General features: G+C 47.3%; 20 protein-coding genes. 12 read left to right on the top strand and 8 right to left on the bottom strand.

The annotated features are described in order from the left end of the window. Nucleotides 1-33 precede the first annotated feature (33 nt). The 3 genes from AC6H3C_RS21010 (at nucleotide 34) to AC6H3C_RS21020 (ending at nucleotide 1,567) form a co-directional block, all read left to right on the top strand. A complete protein-coding gene (locus tag AC6H3C_RS21010) occupies nucleotides 34-438 on the top strand; it encodes a hypothetical protein (protein ID WP_497517511.1) in 405 nt (134 codons plus the stop codon). A gap of 252 nt (nucleotides 439-690) precedes the next feature. Beyond that, entirely contained in the window at nucleotides 691-1,164 is a 474-nt protein-coding gene (greA, locus tag AC6H3C_RS21015) for a transcription elongation factor GreA (RefSeq protein ID WP_497517512.1), read from the top strand. 4 nt (nucleotides 1,165-1,168) lie between these two features. Further along, complete coding sequence (locus tag AC6H3C_RS21020; protein ID WP_497517513.1) at nucleotides 1,169-1,567, top strand: HIT family protein; 399 nt, start codon at nucleotides 1,169-1,171, stop codon at nucleotides 1,565-1,567. A 69-nt stretch (nucleotides 1,568-1,636) separates the two neighbouring features. Here the strand turns inward: AC6H3C_RS21020 and ruvC are convergent, their stop codons facing one another. The 3 genes from ruvC to AC6H3C_RS21035 are packed head-to-tail and all read right to left on the bottom strand — an operon-like array spanning nucleotide 1,637 to nucleotide 5,038. Next, nucleotides 1,637-2,191 (bottom strand): crossover junction endodeoxyribonuclease RuvC, encoded by a 555-nt coding sequence (gene ruvC, locus AC6H3C_RS21025; RefSeq protein WP_497517514.1) that lies wholly within the window; start codon nucleotides 2,189-2,191, stop codon nucleotides 1,637-1,639. Between the two features lie 57 nt (nucleotides 2,192-2,248). After that, nucleotides 2,249-3,154: a DMT family transporter gene (locus AC6H3C_RS21030; RefSeq protein WP_497517515.1), complete on the bottom strand. Its 906-nt coding sequence runs from the start codon at nucleotides 3,152-3,154 to the stop codon at nucleotides 2,249-2,251. Continuing rightward, nucleotides 3,155-5,038, bottom strand: coding sequence for a tetratricopeptide repeat protein (locus tag AC6H3C_RS21035; protein WP_497517516.1), 1,884 nt, complete (start codon nucleotides 5,036-5,038; stop codon nucleotides 3,155-3,157). Between the two features lie 90 nt (nucleotides 5,039-5,128). Between AC6H3C_RS21035 and lipA the strand changes: the two genes are divergently transcribed. From lipA to AC6H3C_RS21060, 5 genes are read left to right on the top strand one after another with little or no spacing between them, the layout of a single operon-like run. Then, nucleotides 5,129-5,992 carry a lipoyl synthase gene (gene lipA, locus AC6H3C_RS21040; protein ID WP_497517517.1) on the top strand — a complete coding sequence of 288 codons (864 nt, stop codon included), beginning with the start codon at nucleotides 5,129-5,131 and terminating at the stop codon, nucleotides 5,990-5,992. A gap of 47 nt (nucleotides 5,993-6,039) precedes the next feature. Then, on the top strand, nucleotides 6,040-6,708 hold the full coding sequence (gene lipB, locus AC6H3C_RS21045; protein ID WP_497517518.1) for a lipoyl(octanoyl) transferase LipB: 669 nt from the start codon (nucleotides 6,040-6,042) through the stop codon (nucleotides 6,706-6,708). Next, nucleotides 6,695-7,621: a D-hexose-6-phosphate mutarotase gene (locus AC6H3C_RS21050; protein ID WP_497517519.1), complete on the top strand. Its 927-nt coding sequence runs from the start codon at nucleotides 6,695-6,697 to the stop codon at nucleotides 7,619-7,621. Before lipB ends, AC6H3C_RS21050 begins: the two co-directional genes overlap by 14 nt. Before the next feature lie 16 nt (nucleotides 7,622-7,637). Beyond that, the gene (locus tag AC6H3C_RS21055) at nucleotides 7,638-8,285 is read left to right on the top strand and encodes a class I SAM-dependent methyltransferase (RefSeq protein ID WP_497517520.1); all 648 of its coding nucleotides are present in this window, start codon (nucleotides 7,638-7,640) and stop codon (nucleotides 8,283-8,285) included. Beyond that, nucleotides 8,285-8,533: a thiamine-binding protein gene (locus AC6H3C_RS21060; protein WP_497517521.1), complete on the top strand. Its 249-nt coding sequence runs from the start codon at nucleotides 8,285-8,287 to the stop codon at nucleotides 8,531-8,533. Before AC6H3C_RS21055 ends, AC6H3C_RS21060 begins: the two co-directional genes overlap by 1 nt. A gap of 8 nt (nucleotides 8,534-8,541) precedes the next feature. On the opposite strand, the gene AC6H3C_RS21065 is transcribed toward AC6H3C_RS21060, so the two are convergent. From AC6H3C_RS21065 to AC6H3C_RS21085, 5 genes are all read right to left on the bottom strand, one after another. Then, on the bottom strand, nucleotides 8,542-9,003 hold the full coding sequence (locus tag AC6H3C_RS21065) for a DUF4349 domain-containing protein (protein WP_497517522.1): 462 nt from the start codon (nucleotides 9,001-9,003) through the stop codon (nucleotides 8,542-8,544). Between the two features lie 37 nt (nucleotides 9,004-9,040). Continuing rightward, nucleotides 9,041-9,511: a DUF4349 domain-containing protein gene (locus AC6H3C_RS21070; protein WP_497517523.1), complete on the bottom strand. Its 471-nt coding sequence runs from the start codon at nucleotides 9,509-9,511 to the stop codon at nucleotides 9,041-9,043. 40 nt (nucleotides 9,512-9,551) lie between these two features. Beyond that, on the bottom strand, nucleotides 9,552-10,022 hold the full coding sequence (gene queF, locus AC6H3C_RS21075; RefSeq protein ID WP_497517524.1) for a preQ(1) synthase: 471 nt from the start codon (nucleotides 10,020-10,022) through the stop codon (nucleotides 9,552-9,554). 126 nt (nucleotides 10,023-10,148) lie between these two features. Continuing rightward, entirely contained in the window at nucleotides 10,149-10,817 is a 669-nt protein-coding gene (gene queC, locus AC6H3C_RS21080) for a 7-cyano-7-deazaguanine synthase QueC (RefSeq protein ID WP_497517525.1), read from the bottom strand. Further along, nucleotides 10,817-11,497 (bottom strand): queuosine precursor transporter, encoded by a 681-nt coding sequence (locus tag AC6H3C_RS21085; RefSeq protein ID WP_497517526.1) that lies wholly within the window; start codon nucleotides 11,495-11,497, stop codon nucleotides 10,817-10,819. The genes queC and AC6H3C_RS21085 overlap by 1 nt, the downstream gene beginning before the upstream one ends. A gap of 232 nt (nucleotides 11,498-11,729) precedes the next feature. Between AC6H3C_RS21085 and nikR the strand changes: the two genes are divergently transcribed. From nikR to larB, 4 genes are all read left to right on the top strand, one after another. Continuing rightward, a complete protein-coding gene (nikR, locus tag AC6H3C_RS21090; protein ID WP_497517527.1) occupies nucleotides 11,730-12,131 on the top strand; it encodes a nickel-responsive transcriptional regulator NikR in 402 nt (133 codons plus the stop codon). A gap of 66 nt (nucleotides 12,132-12,197) precedes the next feature. After that, nucleotides 12,198-13,034 carry an ATP-dependent sacrificial sulfur transferase LarE gene (gene larE, locus AC6H3C_RS21095; protein ID WP_497517528.1) on the top strand — a complete coding sequence of 279 codons (837 nt, stop codon included), beginning with the start codon at nucleotides 12,198-12,200 and terminating at the stop codon, nucleotides 13,032-13,034. Nucleotides 13,035-13,040: 6 nt separating this feature from the next. Next, nucleotides 13,041-14,225: a nickel pincer cofactor biosynthesis protein LarC gene (gene larC / locus AC6H3C_RS21100; protein WP_497517529.1), complete on the top strand. Its 1,185-nt coding sequence runs from the start codon at nucleotides 13,041-13,043 to the stop codon at nucleotides 14,223-14,225. After that, the gene (larB, locus tag AC6H3C_RS21105; protein ID WP_497517530.1) at nucleotides 14,216-14,953 is read left to right on the top strand and encodes a nickel pincer cofactor biosynthesis protein LarB; all 738 of its coding nucleotides are present in this window, start codon (nucleotides 14,216-14,218) and stop codon (nucleotides 14,951-14,953) included. Before larC ends, larB begins: the two co-directional genes overlap by 10 nt. Nucleotides 14,954-14,955: the final 2 nt, after the last annotated feature.

A 14,955-nucleotide genomic window follows, 5' to 3' on the forward strand; every position in this document is an offset into this window, starting at 1 on the left:
TTTATTTTATCCCGGTCTGTCAAAAGTACAAAAATGGAAGATTATATTTTTATCATCATAGCGATCATTCTTTCAGTCGTTGGCGCCATTAGTCAGGGGAAAAAGAAACGTACGGCAGAATTGGAAATGCAGAAAGCTGAGACAAATGAACCCGAACATCCGTCGGTTTTCGATGCTCTTTTCGAGGATGATTTTTTCAACGATTCCGTTCTCGTGAGCAAACCGGTTGAAATGCCTGCACCTCCTCCTCCGGTTGTGTTCCAGGCGCCTGTTGAATCAAAAACGAAGACCAGGCCAACGATCGCCAAACCGGAGAAGAAAAAACCGGCAGTTAAATCGGCCCAAATGAAGAAACACCCGATTAGAAATAAGATCGCAGCAGAATTTTCGCTTAAAAAAGCAGTCATTTACTCTGAAATACTGAACCGGAAATATTAGCTGCCCATACCCTTAAAATAAAAGAAACTGCTGTTGTTGATAGGCACAAACCCTTTTCCGGCCAACACACAACAGGCTCTTCTCAAAGAACGATCAGAACGATTTAGTTAGCAATTGTTTAAATGCTATTTTAAAACATGCCATTCGTAAAAATCAAATATTTTATATAGATTTGTGAAACTAAAGAGTTCCGCTCGCCGGAATTCTTTTTTATTTTATGTAGTCACACACAATTAAAACTGTTTATACAAAATGGGAAAGGTTACCTATATTACTCAGGAAGGTTTTAATAAACTGAAAGAAGAATTAAACTACCTGATGAACGTGGAACGCCCGGCAATTTCCAAACAAATTGGCGAAGCCATTGAAAAAGGTGATATCTCGGAAAATGCAGAGTATGATGCGGCCAAAGATGCACAAGGCATGCTGGAAGCAAAAATTGCTGTACTTCGCGGGAAAATTGCCAATGCCCGGATTATTGATGAGTCGAAGATCGACACCTCCAGTGTTCAGATCATGAACAAAGTGACCATCAAAAACAAAAACAACAACACAACAATGAAATACACCATTGTTTCGGAGCATGAAGCCGATTTAAAATCAGGTAAGATCTCAATTGAGACCCCAATTGCCAAAGGATTGATTGGCAAAAAAGTGGGCGACGTGGTGGAAATCAAAGTTCCCTCGGGAATTATTCCTTTTGAAATCATTGATATTTCCCTGTAACATCATGGCAAGTATTTTTACGAGAATCGTCAGAGGCGAAATTCCGGCCTACAAAGTTGCCGAAGATGAGAATTTTCTGGCTTTCCTGGATATTTTTCCGGTAGCGAAAGGCCATACCCTGGTGATCCCTAAAAAAGAAGTGGATTACCTGTTTGACCTGGATGATGAAACCTATCTGGGCCTTCAACAATTTGCCAAAAAGGTTGCCGAAGGACTAAAAAAAGCCATTCCCTGTCAAAAAGTTGGGGTATTGGTTTTAGGGCTTGAAGTGCCTCATGCGCACATTCACCTGGTGCCCATGCAAACGGAGGCCGATCTGCTGAACTTCTTCCACAAGCTGAAGTTCTCGCAGGAAGAGTTTGCCGAAATTACAAGCCGTATTTCAAAAGAAATGATCCTGTAATATGATTTAACCATCAGCTTCTGCTGGTGGTTTTTTATTTGTACCAATAGCTCCCCTCTCCCATCTTCTTCACCTCACCCTGCCGGGATTTTTTTTCACAAAGTCGCTCCAGTTCCTGAATTCGCCCTTCCCCACCGGATTTTTCATTTGCAGATAATGACAAACTGCCACAGCCACCGCATCGGTTGCATCCAACTCGGGTGGTAAATCGTCCACTTTCAGCATGTTTTTCAGAAAATAGGCCACCTGTTCTTTGGCGGCCCTCCCCATACCGGTAATCGATTGTTTCACCTTCAGCGGGGCATATTCGAACACGGGAATATCGCGGTGCAGGGCCAGGCCCATCACAATGCCCTGGGCGCGCCCAAGCTTGAGCATGGCCTGAATATCTTTCCCGTAGAACGGTGATTCGATGGCCAGTTCATCCGGCAAATACTCGTCAATCAAAGCCTGGGTCCGGTTAAAAATATGCTTCAGCCGCAAATAATGATTATTAAAACCGGCTGTTTTCACCACCCCCACCTGGAGGATTTTGGGTTTGTTTCCTTCAATCTCGATCAAACCGTAGCCCATCACTACGGTTCCGGGGTCAATTCCCAGTATTCGTTTGCCTTCCAATGCCATAACAGCCGTTTCGTATTTAAGCTAAAAGATGCAGAACAAAAAAAGAAAATTCCCTTATCATAAAGTCCCGTCTTTTGGGTTTCGTCGCTTTATTTGCTGCATAAAGATCCCTAAAAGTATAAAACTTAATCCAATAAACGTGGTCAGGTAAATGGTTTCGTGTAAAATGAAGCGGATGAATATCAGTGACAAAAAGGGCGTTAAAAAGATAAAGTTCCCGGTAACCGCGTTGTTTTCACTTTTATGAAGAGCGTTTACCCACACGATGTAGGTAATGCCAAGCTCAAACAGGCCTACATACACCGCCGCAGCCGCCGACTTGTCAAACGTAAAAACGAAGGTCGCTTCGGCATCAAACAAGCTGTAAATAAGCAACCAGACGATACCAAAAACGAAATTCCAGAACAACACGAACAACTTGTCGCGTTTGTCTTTGGCACTTAAAATCCAGTAAAGCGACCAGATGATACTGCTCGAAAGAGCCAGTAAGGCCCCGGTGGTATTGGTCCGGGCAAAGCCTTCGACGCTTCCCTGAGACGAGATAAATACCACGCCGGCAAAACTAAGCAAAATCGCCCAGAGGTTTCGCCATGTAATTTTTTGCCCCAGCAGCGGAACCGACAAAACGGCCAGCGTAATCGGCCAAATCATATTCAAAGCCTGGGTTACCTGTGCCGGGTTCAGCGAATATGCCTTAAAAAGAATGAGATAGTATAAAAAAGGATTTAGAAATCCCTGCATGGCCGATTGCAACAACTGGTTTCCCTTCATTAAAAACAGCGGTTTCAGCTTTCCCCGGATCATCAGTACCAGAAAAAAGAACAGCAGCGATACCAGCGATGAAATCACGATTAACTGAAAAGGATTTAATCCCTCCAAGGCAATTTTGAAACTGGTTGCCACCGTCGACCACAATAATACCGCGAGCAAAGCCAGCGAGATGGCTGTTTTTTGATTCTTCATTTAATTCATATCCTTTTCGAACCCGGGTTCAGCATGTTGTCCGTCGCCAAAATCGCCGCGCAATTCCCTGAAGGTCCTTCGCGCTTCACTCCCGTAAACGCTTCCGGGATATTGCACCAGTAATTTTTGATAAAGCGCCATCGCCTCTTCTTTCCGGTTAAGGCGCTGCCCGTAAATTCCGGCTAACTGAAACATGGCATCATCGCCCAATAAATCATAGGGGTATGCGGTTACTATTTGCTCCAGGAAACCTGCAGCCTGCTGATAATCGCCGGCGGCGACCGACAAATTGGCTTTCCGGTAATAAATATCGTCAATCAGCGAATGGTAGGGATAAGTTTTTCCAATAGAATCGAGCAAAGTCCAGGCGTCCCGGATTTCGTTCCGAAAGCTGAGCAAATCAGCCCGGGCAAAAAGCTGAAGGGGCACCTGCGTAGTATCCAAGTTCATATTGTTTCCGATGAAAAGCGACAGTTCAAGCGCGTCATTGGCCACCAGTTTCGATGTGCTGGCTTTTATGACGTCCAGTTGAGCCTTCGCCCATTTCAGATCGCCTATGTAGTAAGCCAGTTTCGCTTTTTTCAGTTTGGCTTCATCACCCAGGTCATTTGTTTTGTTTCGTTCAATCACCTGCGAGTACAGCAAAACTGCCTCCCACACATCTCCTTTATACACCTGCACATCGGCCAGTTCTGTCTTCAGTTCATCCTGCTGTACCCGTGAAAGATTCGGAATGGCCATCCCGTCCTCGAGCAACCGGATCGCCTTTTCGGGTTGCCGCATGTAAAAGGTCAGTAAGTGGGCATAATCCAGGATCAGGCTGTACGTTTCGGGGAAATAACCAAGTTCCTGAAAGGTTTCGTCAAACCGGCGGGCAATTGTCTCCGGCATCTGATTTTTAAGAGGATTTTCAACAAACTGCAAATAGATTAACTGCATTTGTTCCAGCAAAACATTTTTATAATAGGCTCCCGAACGACCCTTTTTAAGCATATAATCGTACGCTTTTAACGCTTCGCCATACTCATTGTTCCGCCCTGCAATACGCGCCAGTTCAATAATCTCGCGATCTTCGTCCCCGGTCCGGCGGTCGAGGGCAATTTGCTGCCTCAGCGCGGCTGCAAAATTCTTTTCCTGCATGAAAATCCAGATCAGCAAACGATTATAAACCAACACATCCGGATCTTGCTGAATACTTTTGAGTACGCGAACCCGGAACTGCTCATGCAGCGACTGGTCAACATCCATGCGAAGCGCCGACTGAAACGCGCTTTCAACCTGGCTAAGCGACGTTTCATCTTCCCGCATCAATAAGAGGAATTCATCAAACATGGCATCATAGTCGCGCTGGAACAGGTAAACCCGTCCCAATTCGTAATGAAAATTTTCGCCGGGTACTTTCCGGCGGCCTTCGCGGTACAACAACGCAGCATACTCATACTCGCCGCGGTTAATAAGGGTATTCCCTAACCTCACAAAATCAGGTTTGTTGTTCCGTACCAATTCCACAGCCTGCCTGAGCATGGATTCAGCCTCGTCGTTACGGTTTTGTTTTTTTAACAAGTAGGCCCATTGCACATATAAAACGGGGTCGTTGTTGGTACGTCGCAGTTCCCGTTTTATTTCCTTTTCGGCGGTATCAAAATCGGCATTTTCAATCAAACAAGTCAGGTATACTTCGAAATAGTAATTACTGCCGGTGGTTTCGTAAAGTTCCCGGTACAGCAGGGCTGCCTTGTCAAAATCCCGCGACTGGTAATACCGGTTCGCCAATTGCAGTTTATTGGCATCGGGCATTTGTTGCTGCCCCAAAGCGAAAAACGAAAAACCCAGACATCCGAGAATTCCCCAAAGCATTAGCCATCTTTTTGTTTTTGCTATCATGATCTGCAAAAATAACAATCCCTCATGAGCTTTGTTAATAAAGTCTTCCAAATAAATACCTTATTTTTGGTGAAAATTTTCCAAAAAATCATGAACGACGAATTGCAGCCAAAGCCACGCCTGCCACGTTGGATGAAAATGAAAATGCCCAAAGGAGAAAGTTATTCCAGGGTAAAAAATCTGGTGAACAAGCACGGACTGCACACCATTTGTACCAGCGGAAACTGTCCCAACATTGGAGAATGCTGGAACCGAGGCACAGCCACCTTTATGATTTTAGGTGAAATTTGTACACGCAATTGTAAATTTTGCGGCGTGAAAACGGGCAAACCGCTGCCACCCGACCCGCGGGAACCTCGGCGTGTTGCCGAATCCATCCGGCTGATGCAATTGAAACATGCTGTCATCACCTCGGTAGATCGCGACGACCTGCCCGATCTGGGCGCCGCTTTCTGGGCCGAAACCATCCGCGAAGTGAAACAACTTAATCCGGATACCCGGCTGGAAGTGCTGATCCCTGATTTTCAGGGAAAGCCGGAGCTGATTGAGCAGGTGGCCAAGGCCCGTCCCGAAGTGATTTCGCATAACCTGGAAACCGTGGAACGACTAAGCCCGCAAATACGCAGCTCGGCCAAATACCACCGCAGTCTGGAGGTAATTTCCGTCATCGCAAAAACCGGTTTGGTTCCCAAATCGGGCATCATGCTGGGGCTGGGCGAAACCGAAGCAGAAATCATGCAAACCATGGACGACCTGCTGTCAGCCGGCTGCCGGGTAATCACCATTGGACAATACCTGGCGCCAACGATATCGCATATTCCGGTAAAAGAATATATCAGTCCCGAACAATTTGAAACATACCGAACAATCGGCCTCGAAAAGGGTTTTTCATTTGTGGAAAGCAGCCCGCTGGTCCGTTCGTCGTACCGGGCAGAGCTACATGCCGGGGCCTGACCGGAAAAAAACCAAACCCGAAAAACTGGAAACTGAAAACTGGAAATATGGCAAATTTTAAATACGAAGATGTCGGTCTGAAAGACTATAAAGCCTGCTGGGACTACCAGGAAGAAATACTGGAAATGGTGCAGGCAGATAAAAAAGCCACGGGCGCTCCAAGCGAACTTAACCGGTTTTTACTGGTTGAGCATCCGCATGTGTACACGCTGGGGAAAAGCGGCGACGAGCACAACCTGCTGGTTCACGGCGACTTTCTTAAAAAGATTGACGCCACCTTCTACAAAATCAACCGGGGAGGCGACATTACGTATCATGGTCCCGGTCAACTGGTAGGCTACCCGATTATCGACCTGGAATATTACAAAATCGGTGTACGCGAATACATCGAAAAGATGGAAGACGCCATCGTGGCCACCCTGGCCCATTACGGATTGACCGGAGGACGCAAGGAAGGCGCTACGGGTGTTTGGCTCGATGCCGGCATCCCGGCCAAAGCGCGTAAAATTTGCGCCATCGGCGTGCGTGTCAGCCGCTACGTCACCATGCACGGCTTTGCGTTGAATGTCAACACCGATTTACGCTACTTCAACTACATTAACCCCTGCGGTTTTCTCTCTTACGGCGTCACTTCAATCGAACGCGAACTGGGACACCCGGCAGACATGAATGAAGTGAAGGAAATCGTAAAAATAAAGTTTAATGATATCTATTAAAAAAGACAACATGATTGATCTTGAAACCCTGGAAGAGAAATTTAGTATTGAAGGCGAGTTAGGCTTTGCCGAATTGGAAAACGATCTGGTTTACCTCACCGTTTCCAATAAATATGCCGAGGCCGATATTTGTTTGTACGGCGCCCATGTAACCCGTTTTCGTCCGCACAAAACCATGGACATCCTCTGGATGAGCCCTGACAGTTTTTTTGAAGTTGGCAAACCAATTCGCGGCGGCATTCCCGTATGTTTTCCCTGGTTTGGCCCGCACAAAACCGACGCGCAAAAACCACAGCACGGCTTTGCCCGGCTGATGTACTGGGAGGTACTGGAAACAGCTGCCACACCCACCGGCGAAACACAAATCAGGCTGCAACTGACTTCGTCGGAAGAGACCCGGGCTTACTGGCCTTTCGATTTCGTGGCAGAGCTCGACATAACGGTAGGCGCCAGGCTGACCGTGAGCTTAAACGTGACCAACACCTCAACCGATCCGTTTGAATACAGCAGCGCACTGCACTCGTACTTCTTCCTGTCGCGCATCGAAAACATCGGTATCGAAGGACTTCAGGGAACCACTTATTATAACCAGCTCAATCCGGGAAATGAAGTACAGGAAGAGGCGGTACTGAAGATCAGCGAAGCGCTTACGCGCCACTACCTCGACACGGAAGCTGCCGTAGTGATCGCCGATCCCGTTTTCCGCCGCCGCATCCGGGTCGAAAAAACAGGCAGCCGGGTGACAACCGTCTGGAATCCCGGGAAAGAAGCCTGCGCCACCATTGCCGACCTGCCAGCCGATGCCTACGAAACTTTTGTTTGCGTGGAAGCCGTCAATGCATTCAATACGCCCGCTCGTCTGGCGCCTGGTCAATCGCACGAAACATCGGCCATTCTTGGAATTGAAGAATAGTTGCAAAAACGCTTTCATGAACATTTTTGCCCAAACGAAAATTGCCCGGGAGTACGACGCCTATTATCAATCGGAGCAGGGACGCCTGGTTGACGAACTGGAAAAGCAGGCTGTTCTGAACCTGCTGACGCCGGTAAGCCCGGGCAAAATGCTCGAAATTGGATGCGGCACCGGCCACTGGACTGAATTTTTCAGCGAGCTGGGATTCCACATCACAGCAACCGATGTGGCCGAAGCCATGCTGACTCTTGCCCGGGAAAGGGCGCTGCCCCAAGTGCAATGGATGACTGCCGATGTTTGCCGACTGCCCTTCGCCAACCATACGTTCGACCAGGTGGCCGTGATTACGGCGCTGGAATTTTGCGGTGATATCAAACAGGCATTTGCCGAAATGAAACGGGTGTTAAAACCCGGCGGCTGGCTGATTGCCGGTTGTCTGAACGCCGACTCAACTTTAGGAAAAATCAGGGAGCAGTATCCGGTATTCCGGCACGGGGATTTTATGACCCGTGAACAACTCTGCAATCATTTGCTAAAAATTGGCCAGCCGGAAATCGCGGAATGTGTTCACCTGTCCTCCGACTTTCAAATCCTTGATCAAACCGAAGATAAACAAACAGCGCCGGCTGTATTTATGGCCGCCGCCGTCCAAAAAACGAACTGATGTACATTACCGTCGAAATAAGCTATTATCCGCTCCTCAACGAATATGAACAGGCCGTCCTGGAACTGTTGGATTTACTGAAAGACCAGCCCGGAATTTCGGTAACAACAGGAGCCATGAGTTCGCTGATTGCCGGCGAATACGAGCCGGTTATGGAACTGCTCCACCAGGCCATGAAGCAGTTGATGCAGCAATATCCTTCGGTATTCACCTTAAAGATCGCGAACGCCTGTGAGGTGAAACCGTGAGTCCGGGATTAGTTCCGGTTTTTCCGCTTCTTTTTATACTTCTTCAACAAATACAGGATCAGAGATACGATTAACCAGAATGGCCAGATTTTAATCATGAAGAGAACAAAATCAACAAATCCGAACCAGCCCCGCGAAAGAGACTGCTTTAAGCGTTCGGTAAATTTTCCCCGTTTGGCCGGATTATACTTAAAATCTTTCTGTTTCGATATCCATAAATTAAGGGTACTGTAATCAACCAAATCGGCCAGGTAGGTTAGCCGGCCGGTGGCGCTTTCAATTTCTTCTTCCAGACCGCGTATTTTTTCTTCAATCTCCAGAATTTTTTTCACGGTCTTTGCCTGTTTTAAAAGATCCTGGTAACGGACCAGATAACTCCGTTTATTTGCAAGCCGCGTTTCTATATCGAATAACTCTTCTGGTAATAGTAACCGGATTAACTCCCGATATCGTGATTCTTGTTCTGCCATTGGTTAATATTTGGTGCAGAACAAAGATTATAATTTTTTACATTCCCCCTACAAAGTTCATTTGATCCATAAATTGGTCGGTGACGTCGCGGGCATCAATTTCTTTATACAGGATTTCGCCACTGCCCGCTTCTACCTGCACAATAAAGTTTTCGAACTGATTGCAGGGAATCCTGACGTTTAAGTTGTACGACGATTCGTAGTCGGTATTATTAAAACTTTCGTTGGCATAATAGCCACCGTGCATTTTCACCAGGCTGTCGATCCGCGATTTCGACCTTTCAAGTTCATTCACCCTCAAGCCCAGGCGGCCGTCTTTGATGATCTTTTTTTTATCAACTTCCGTTTTTTCAAGTTCGTCAACAGCCGGTGCCTCCCGCGACTGATTGGTTTGGGGGACAATTTCTTTTTCAACGCCGGCCAGGTCATAGTTCATCCGGTCACTGCCGGTTTCGGCACACGAGAAAACCATGAATGCGAACACCATGAGGTTGAGAATCTTTTTCATTTGTTTTGGGTTTAATTGTTTTTATCTGTTGTAATGACTGTTACCGGTTATCTACTTTTTCCGGGTTCAGATCATGGTTTTGCAGGCGATACCAGGCCAGTTCTTCGTATTTGGTCCCGGGCCGCCCGTAGTTCGAGTACGGATCAATGCTGAGACCGCCGCGCGGAAGGAATTTTCCCCACACTTCGATGTATTTGGGTTCCATCAGCTTAACCAGATCTTTCATCATGATGTTGATGCAATCTTCGTGAAATGCGCCGTGGTTGCGAAAACTAAACAAATACAGTTTCAGCGATTTGCTTTCGACCATTTTCGCACCTGGCAGGTAACTGATGTAAATGGTGGCAAAATCGGGTTGCCCGGTGATGGGGCACAGACTGGTAAATTCGGGCGCGTTAAATTTCACCCAGTAATCATTTTCCGGATGTTTATTGTCGAATGTCTCAAGCAGATCCGGCGAGTAGTCGAACAAATAATTGGTTTCGTTTCCGAGTTGTTTCAAGTTGTCCATATCTGTTAAATTCCAGGTTTCAAGTTCGAAGTTTCAAGTTCGAAGCAAGCAGGTTCCAGGTTTGATGATAAATACCCAATCACCGCCTAATTATCCAATGACTAATGACTAATCACCAATGACCGCCTAACTAACCCCATCCCCTGTTTTTCTCTTTTTCAAATAATTTTCCAGTCCGTTTCGCCGCAACTTACAGGCGGGGCAATGCCCGCAACCTTCTCCAACAAGGCCGTTGTAGCAGGTGAGCGTTTCGATGCGTACCAGCTCAAAAACGCCCAACTCGTCGGCCAATTGCCAAATCTGCTCCTTATTCTTCCACATCAGCGGCGTATGAATCTCATACGCGTAATCCATCGACAGGTTCAGTGTGTGGTTAAGCGAGCGAATAAACTCGTCGCGGCAATCGGGATAACCGCTGTAATCGGCCTGCCCGACCCCGGTCACCAAATGATGAATGCCCCGCGACTTGGCATATACGGCAGCATAAGTCAAAAAAAGCATATTCCTCCCTTCCACCAGCGTATTAGGCGGATGACCGGCGGGCTTATCTTCGTCAACCCCAATATCGGGATTGGTAAGCGCATTGCTGGTGATCTGCCCCAACAAATCGAGCTTATACACATGAAACGGCACACCCGCTTTTCGTGCAATTGCCCCGGCAACCTCTAGTTCGAGCCGGTGTTTTTGCCCGTAATCAAACGAAATGGCCTCAAGCTCATCAAATTGCTGTTTTGCCCAGAACAGGCAGGTTGTCGAATCCTGTCCGCCCGAAAAAACCACCAATGCCTTGTTCATTAAATTTGTTTTAAGCGAAACGGATTATACGAAATTTCCTCGTCAAACGTATCAACCCCTTCAATCTCCTTTACCTTTTTCACCACCAAAACAGTGAACGGCAGGATAAGAATTTCATAGGCTGTTTTCAGTAAGGCCTGCGTCACAATCATCGTCAGGATAACCTGGAGCGGGAAAATACCTGTAAAAGCAATGCTGATGAAGATCATTGAGTCGGCTCCTTCGCCGGCCAGGGTAGAAACGATGGCGCGCAACGAAAAGCCTTTGCCTTTGGTGAGCAGTTTAAACTTGCTCATCACGAATGCATTGAGGAAAGAGCCGATCAGGTAAGCCATCAGGCTGGCAAACACGATACGCACCGAGCTTCCCACAATTTGCTGAAAGGCCTCCTGACCTTCATAAAAGGGGGCGGTCGGCATCGAAATCGCCAGCATAAAGAATAATGCAGCCAGCAAATTCACACCAAAACCCGCCCAAATAATCAGGCGCGCCTTGGCGTATCCCCACACTTCGGCAATCACATCGTTGATGATGTAGGCGACGGGAAAAATTAATACGCCCGCCGGCGCCGACCACGGTCCGATCAGGATAATTTTGGAGGCTAAAATGTTTGCAATTAGCAGGGAAGCCGCGAACAGGACTCCCGTTAACAGGAATAATACCGAAACTTGATTTTTCATTTTACTTGTTTTTTACGTGGTTACCAAGCACACGTGATTCATGATGCCGCAAAAGTAATCATTTTTCTTTGATGCGCTTTAGCGAAACCGGAAACTTTGGGAAGGCCCTCGTTCTGTTCTAAATCATTGTTCAACCAGTCGTTAATCGTTAATAAGTATCAATGAAGGACGCTCGTATCTTTTTTTTCATATTTTTGTATAAGATGTTACTTTTTTTAAAATTGATGTTACTATGACAGTTTCCAGGTTTGGCGTATCGTTGGAAAAGGATCTTTTGGATGCCTTGGATGAATACGTGAAAGAAAATCGCTTTTCGAACCGGTCGCAGGCGATCCGCCAGCTGATCAGCCGGAATGTTGTTGAACGGAAATGGCAATGCAATAACCATGTTGCCGGCTCGGTCACCCTGGTTTACGATCCGCACCGCCGCGAAATCCTGAGCCAGCTTGCCGATGTCCAGGAAACCTACTCACAGGAGATCTTATCGTCCCAAATGGTTATCCTCGACAAATCGAAACACATGGAGATTTTTGCCATCAAAGGCGTAGCCAGCCGGTTAACCGATATGGCCGACAAGCTGATTACCATCAAAGGAATGCAACACGGCAAATTAACCATGAGCCGCGTTGATTAACCCGTTGGACCGTGGCTTCCTGTTCTTATTATTTAATGTGATCTCAAAAACAATAAAACGTGTATCATGAATGACCTTTCTCCACATCTTCAACATAAACTTGACCAACTGGAACAATGGTTTTCCTCCCGAAAAGGTTCAATTGTCGCTTTCTCGGGCGGGATTGATTCAACCCTGGTGTTGTTCCTGGCCTGGAAGTTCCAGGGAAAACAACATGCCATCGGTGTCATTTCCAATTCCGAAAGTCTCAAGCAAAAAGATTTCGAGTTGGCAAAAAATTTCTGTCAAACATTCGACATCCATCTGGAGATCATTAAAACCAAAGAACTAACCGACCTGCGTTACAACCAAAACCCGGAAAACCGGTGTTATTTCTGCAAAGAACATCTGTTTCACGACCTGCAGGCGGTCAAGGAAAAATATCCTGAATTTGATGTACTAAGCGGCACCAACCTCGATGATCTGGGCGATTATCGCCCCGGATTGCAGGCAGCAGCCCAATACCGGGTTTTGGCGCCAATGGCCGACTGCAAGCTCACGAAAGACGAGTTGCGCCAAATCGCGAAACATTTTGAACTTCCCAACTGGGACAAACCGGCCAGCCCCTGCCTGAGCTCGCGTATTCCGTACAATCACCGGATCACCTACGAAAAGCTCCGTCAGGTTGAAGCGGCCGAGAATATCCTCAACGATTTTGGCTTCAACGATGTGCGGGTACGCCATTACGGCGAGTACGGACAAGTGGAAGTAAAAAAAGAAGAACTGGAGAAACTGTTGCTGATGGAAGATCTCGTCATTGACAAGATCAGGGCGGTTGGTTTCCCCCAGGTGAAGATCGACCGCGAAGGATTGGTTTCAGGAAAGCTCAACCGGGTATTGAAAGGCATTCATCAGAAAAAATAGACCAGTATGAAGATATTGTATTACGATTGTTTCGCAGGAATCAGCGGAGATATGAACCTGGGAGCGCTGATTGACCTGGGCGTAGATGCCGGTTATCTGAAAACAGAGTTGGAAAAACTAAACATCACAGGGTTTCATCTCCATATCAAACCCGACCAGCGCAGAGGTATCTCAGGCACAAAAGCCGAAGTGGTGATTGAAAATCCCGATAACGAAAAACACCGCCACCTGAGGCATATCGAAGAGATCATCAACAACTCCGCCCTGCCGGAGCATGTCAAACTAAACTCCTTAAAGATTTTTAACCTGATTGCCGAAGCAGAAGCGAAAGTACACAACATTCCCAAAGAAAAAGTCCATTTTCACGAAGTCGGCGCTCTTGATTCGATTGCCGACATTGTTGGCGCAGCCATTTGCCTCGATTATTTAAAAGTCGACAAAGTGATATCTTCGTCCATTCAACTGGGAGGAGGCACCGTAAGATGCGCTCACGGAATCATGCCGGTACCCGCGCCGGCAACGGCGCTGATCGTTCAAAACGTTCCGGTGAAAAGCGGTTTGGTGAACCACGAAGCAACCACGCCAACCGGTGCTGCCATTTTAGTTGCAACAGTCGACGAATTTACCGACAGCATCGATTTCAGGATCACAAAAACAGCTTATGGAATTGGTAACCGCGACAGCGAAGTTCCGAACGTATTACGCGTTTACCTGTTGGAATCAGCAGAAGGACATCGTGATGTACAGCTTGAACCCGCTGTGATTTTGGAATGCAACATTGACGATATGAATCCCGAACATTTTGATTTCATACTGGATCAGCTGTTTCGGGCCGGAGCCAGCGATGCCTGGCTTATCCCGGTCATCATGAAAAAATCGCGGCCTGCAAACATGCTCTCAGTACTTTGCCCTGAAAATTTAACCGGGAAACTAAAAGAAATCATCTTCACGCACAGCACCTCCATTGGCATCCGGGAATACCGGGTTACTAAAAACGCCCTTCGCCGCGAAGAATCAACGATTGAAACCGTTTATGGCCCGGTTCGGGTGAAAAAAAGCTTTTACAACGGGAAACTGATCCGCGTCAAACCGGAGTCGGAAGATTGCCGGAAATGGGCCGAGTTAAATCAGATCAGCATCTCGCAGGTGGAACATGCTGTTCAAAAAACACTGTTTCAACAATGGAACTGAAAGATATTCTTGAAAAATACAAACAGGGTGAAATTGAACTCGTAGACGCTCTGGAACGGCTTTCGGGGCATGGCATTGAAGAAATGGGCTTTGCCACCATCGACACCGACCGGCAACACCGGACCGGAATGCCGGAAGTGATTTATGCTTCGGGGAAAACAGTTGAACAGGTTTGCCTGATTGCCGAACGCATGTATCAAAAAGGAATCGACCTGCTGGCAACCCGGGTGACTCCCGAGATGTTTGATGCCGTAAAAAACATCATTCCCGGGGCCGACTATAATCCGCTGGCCAAAACCATTACCTGCAAAAAAAATCATCAGCCGGTTAACAAAGGCTACATTGCCGTTGTGGCCGCCGGGACGTCCGATTTGCCGGTGGCGGAGGAAGCTGTGGTAACGGCGCGCTTTTTAGGCAACCAGGTCGAAACGGTTTACGACGTGGGGGTCGCAGGCATTCATCGGCTGTTTAACAAGCTGGAAATCATCCGGAATGCCCGCGTCATTATCGTGGTAGCCGGCATGGAGGGCGCCCTGGCCAGCGTGGTTGGCGGACTGGTTGACAAACCGGTGATTGGTGTCCCCACCAGTATTGGTTACGGAGCCAATTTTGGCGGACTGTCCGCTTTGCTGTCGATGCTGAACAGTTGCGCCAGTGGCGTGAGTGTCGTTAATATCGATAACGGTTTTGGGGCCGCCTGCCAGGCTTCATTAATCAATAAACTTTAAGA

Source organism: Gaoshiqia sp. US2, assembly GCF_059705485.1.

What these genes read in the sequence shown, in the direction of transcription:
- larB (WP_497517530.1), top strand. Translation starts at nt 14,216, where the DNA reads ATGGAACTGAAAGATATTCTTGAAAAATACAAACAGGGTGAAATTGAA.
- AC6H3C_RS21010 (WP_497517511.1), top strand. Translation starts at nt 34, where the DNA reads ATGGAAGATTATATTTTTATCATCATAGCGATCATTCTTTCAGTCGTT.
- AC6H3C_RS21085 (WP_497517526.1), bottom strand. Translation starts at nt 11,497, where the DNA reads ATGAAAAATCAAGTTTCGGTATTATTCCTGTTAACGGGAGTCCTGTTC.
- AC6H3C_RS21050 (WP_497517519.1), top strand. Translation starts at nt 6,695, where the DNA reads ATGATATCTATTAAAAAAGACAACATGATTGATCTTGAAACCCTGGAA.
- queC (WP_497517525.1), bottom strand. Translation starts at nt 10,817, where the DNA reads ATGAACAAGGCATTGGTGGTTTTTTCGGGCGGACAGGATTCGACAACC.
- nikR (WP_497517527.1), top strand. Translation starts at nt 11,730, where the DNA reads ATGACAGTTTCCAGGTTTGGCGTATCGTTGGAAAAGGATCTTTTGGAT.
- larC (WP_497517529.1), top strand. Translation starts at nt 13,041, where the DNA reads ATGAAGATATTGTATTACGATTGTTTCGCAGGAATCAGCGGAGATATG.
- queF (WP_497517524.1), bottom strand. Translation starts at nt 10,022, where the DNA reads ATGGACAACTTGAAACAACTCGGAAACGAAACCAATTATTTGTTCGAC.
- AC6H3C_RS21020 (WP_497517513.1), top strand. Translation starts at nt 1,169, where the DNA reads ATGGCAAGTATTTTTACGAGAATCGTCAGAGGCGAAATTCCGGCCTAC.
- larE (WP_497517528.1), top strand. Translation starts at nt 12,198, where the DNA reads ATGAATGACCTTTCTCCACATCTTCAACATAAACTTGACCAACTGGAA.
- AC6H3C_RS21030 (WP_497517515.1), bottom strand. Translation starts at nt 3,154, where the DNA reads ATGAAGAATCAAAAAACAGCCATCTCGCTGGCTTTGCTCGCGGTATTA.
- AC6H3C_RS21060 (WP_497517521.1), top strand. Translation starts at nt 8,285, where the DNA reads ATGTACATTACCGTCGAAATAAGCTATTATCCGCTCCTCAACGAATAT.
- AC6H3C_RS21070 (WP_497517523.1), bottom strand. Translation starts at nt 9,511, where the DNA reads ATGAAAAAGATTCTCAACCTCATGGTGTTCGCATTCATGGTTTTCTCG.
- AC6H3C_RS21035 (WP_497517516.1), bottom strand. Translation starts at nt 5,038, where the DNA reads ATGATAGCAAAAACAAAAAGATGGCTAATGCTTTGGGGAATTCTCGGA.
- ruvC (WP_497517514.1), bottom strand. Translation starts at nt 2,191, where the DNA reads ATGGCATTGGAAGGCAAACGAATACTGGGAATTGACCCCGGAACCGTA.
- greA (WP_497517512.1), top strand. Translation starts at nt 691, where the DNA reads ATGGGAAAGGTTACCTATATTACTCAGGAAGGTTTTAATAAACTGAAA.
- AC6H3C_RS21055 (WP_497517520.1), top strand. Translation starts at nt 7,638, where the DNA reads ATGAACATTTTTGCCCAAACGAAAATTGCCCGGGAGTACGACGCCTAT.
- lipA (WP_497517517.1), top strand. Translation starts at nt 5,129, where the DNA reads ATGAACGACGAATTGCAGCCAAAGCCACGCCTGCCACGTTGGATGAAA.
- lipB (WP_497517518.1), top strand. Translation starts at nt 6,040, where the DNA reads ATGGCAAATTTTAAATACGAAGATGTCGGTCTGAAAGACTATAAAGCC.
- AC6H3C_RS21065 (WP_497517522.1), bottom strand. Translation starts at nt 9,003, where the DNA reads ATGGCAGAACAAGAATCACGATATCGGGAGTTAATCCGGTTACTATTA.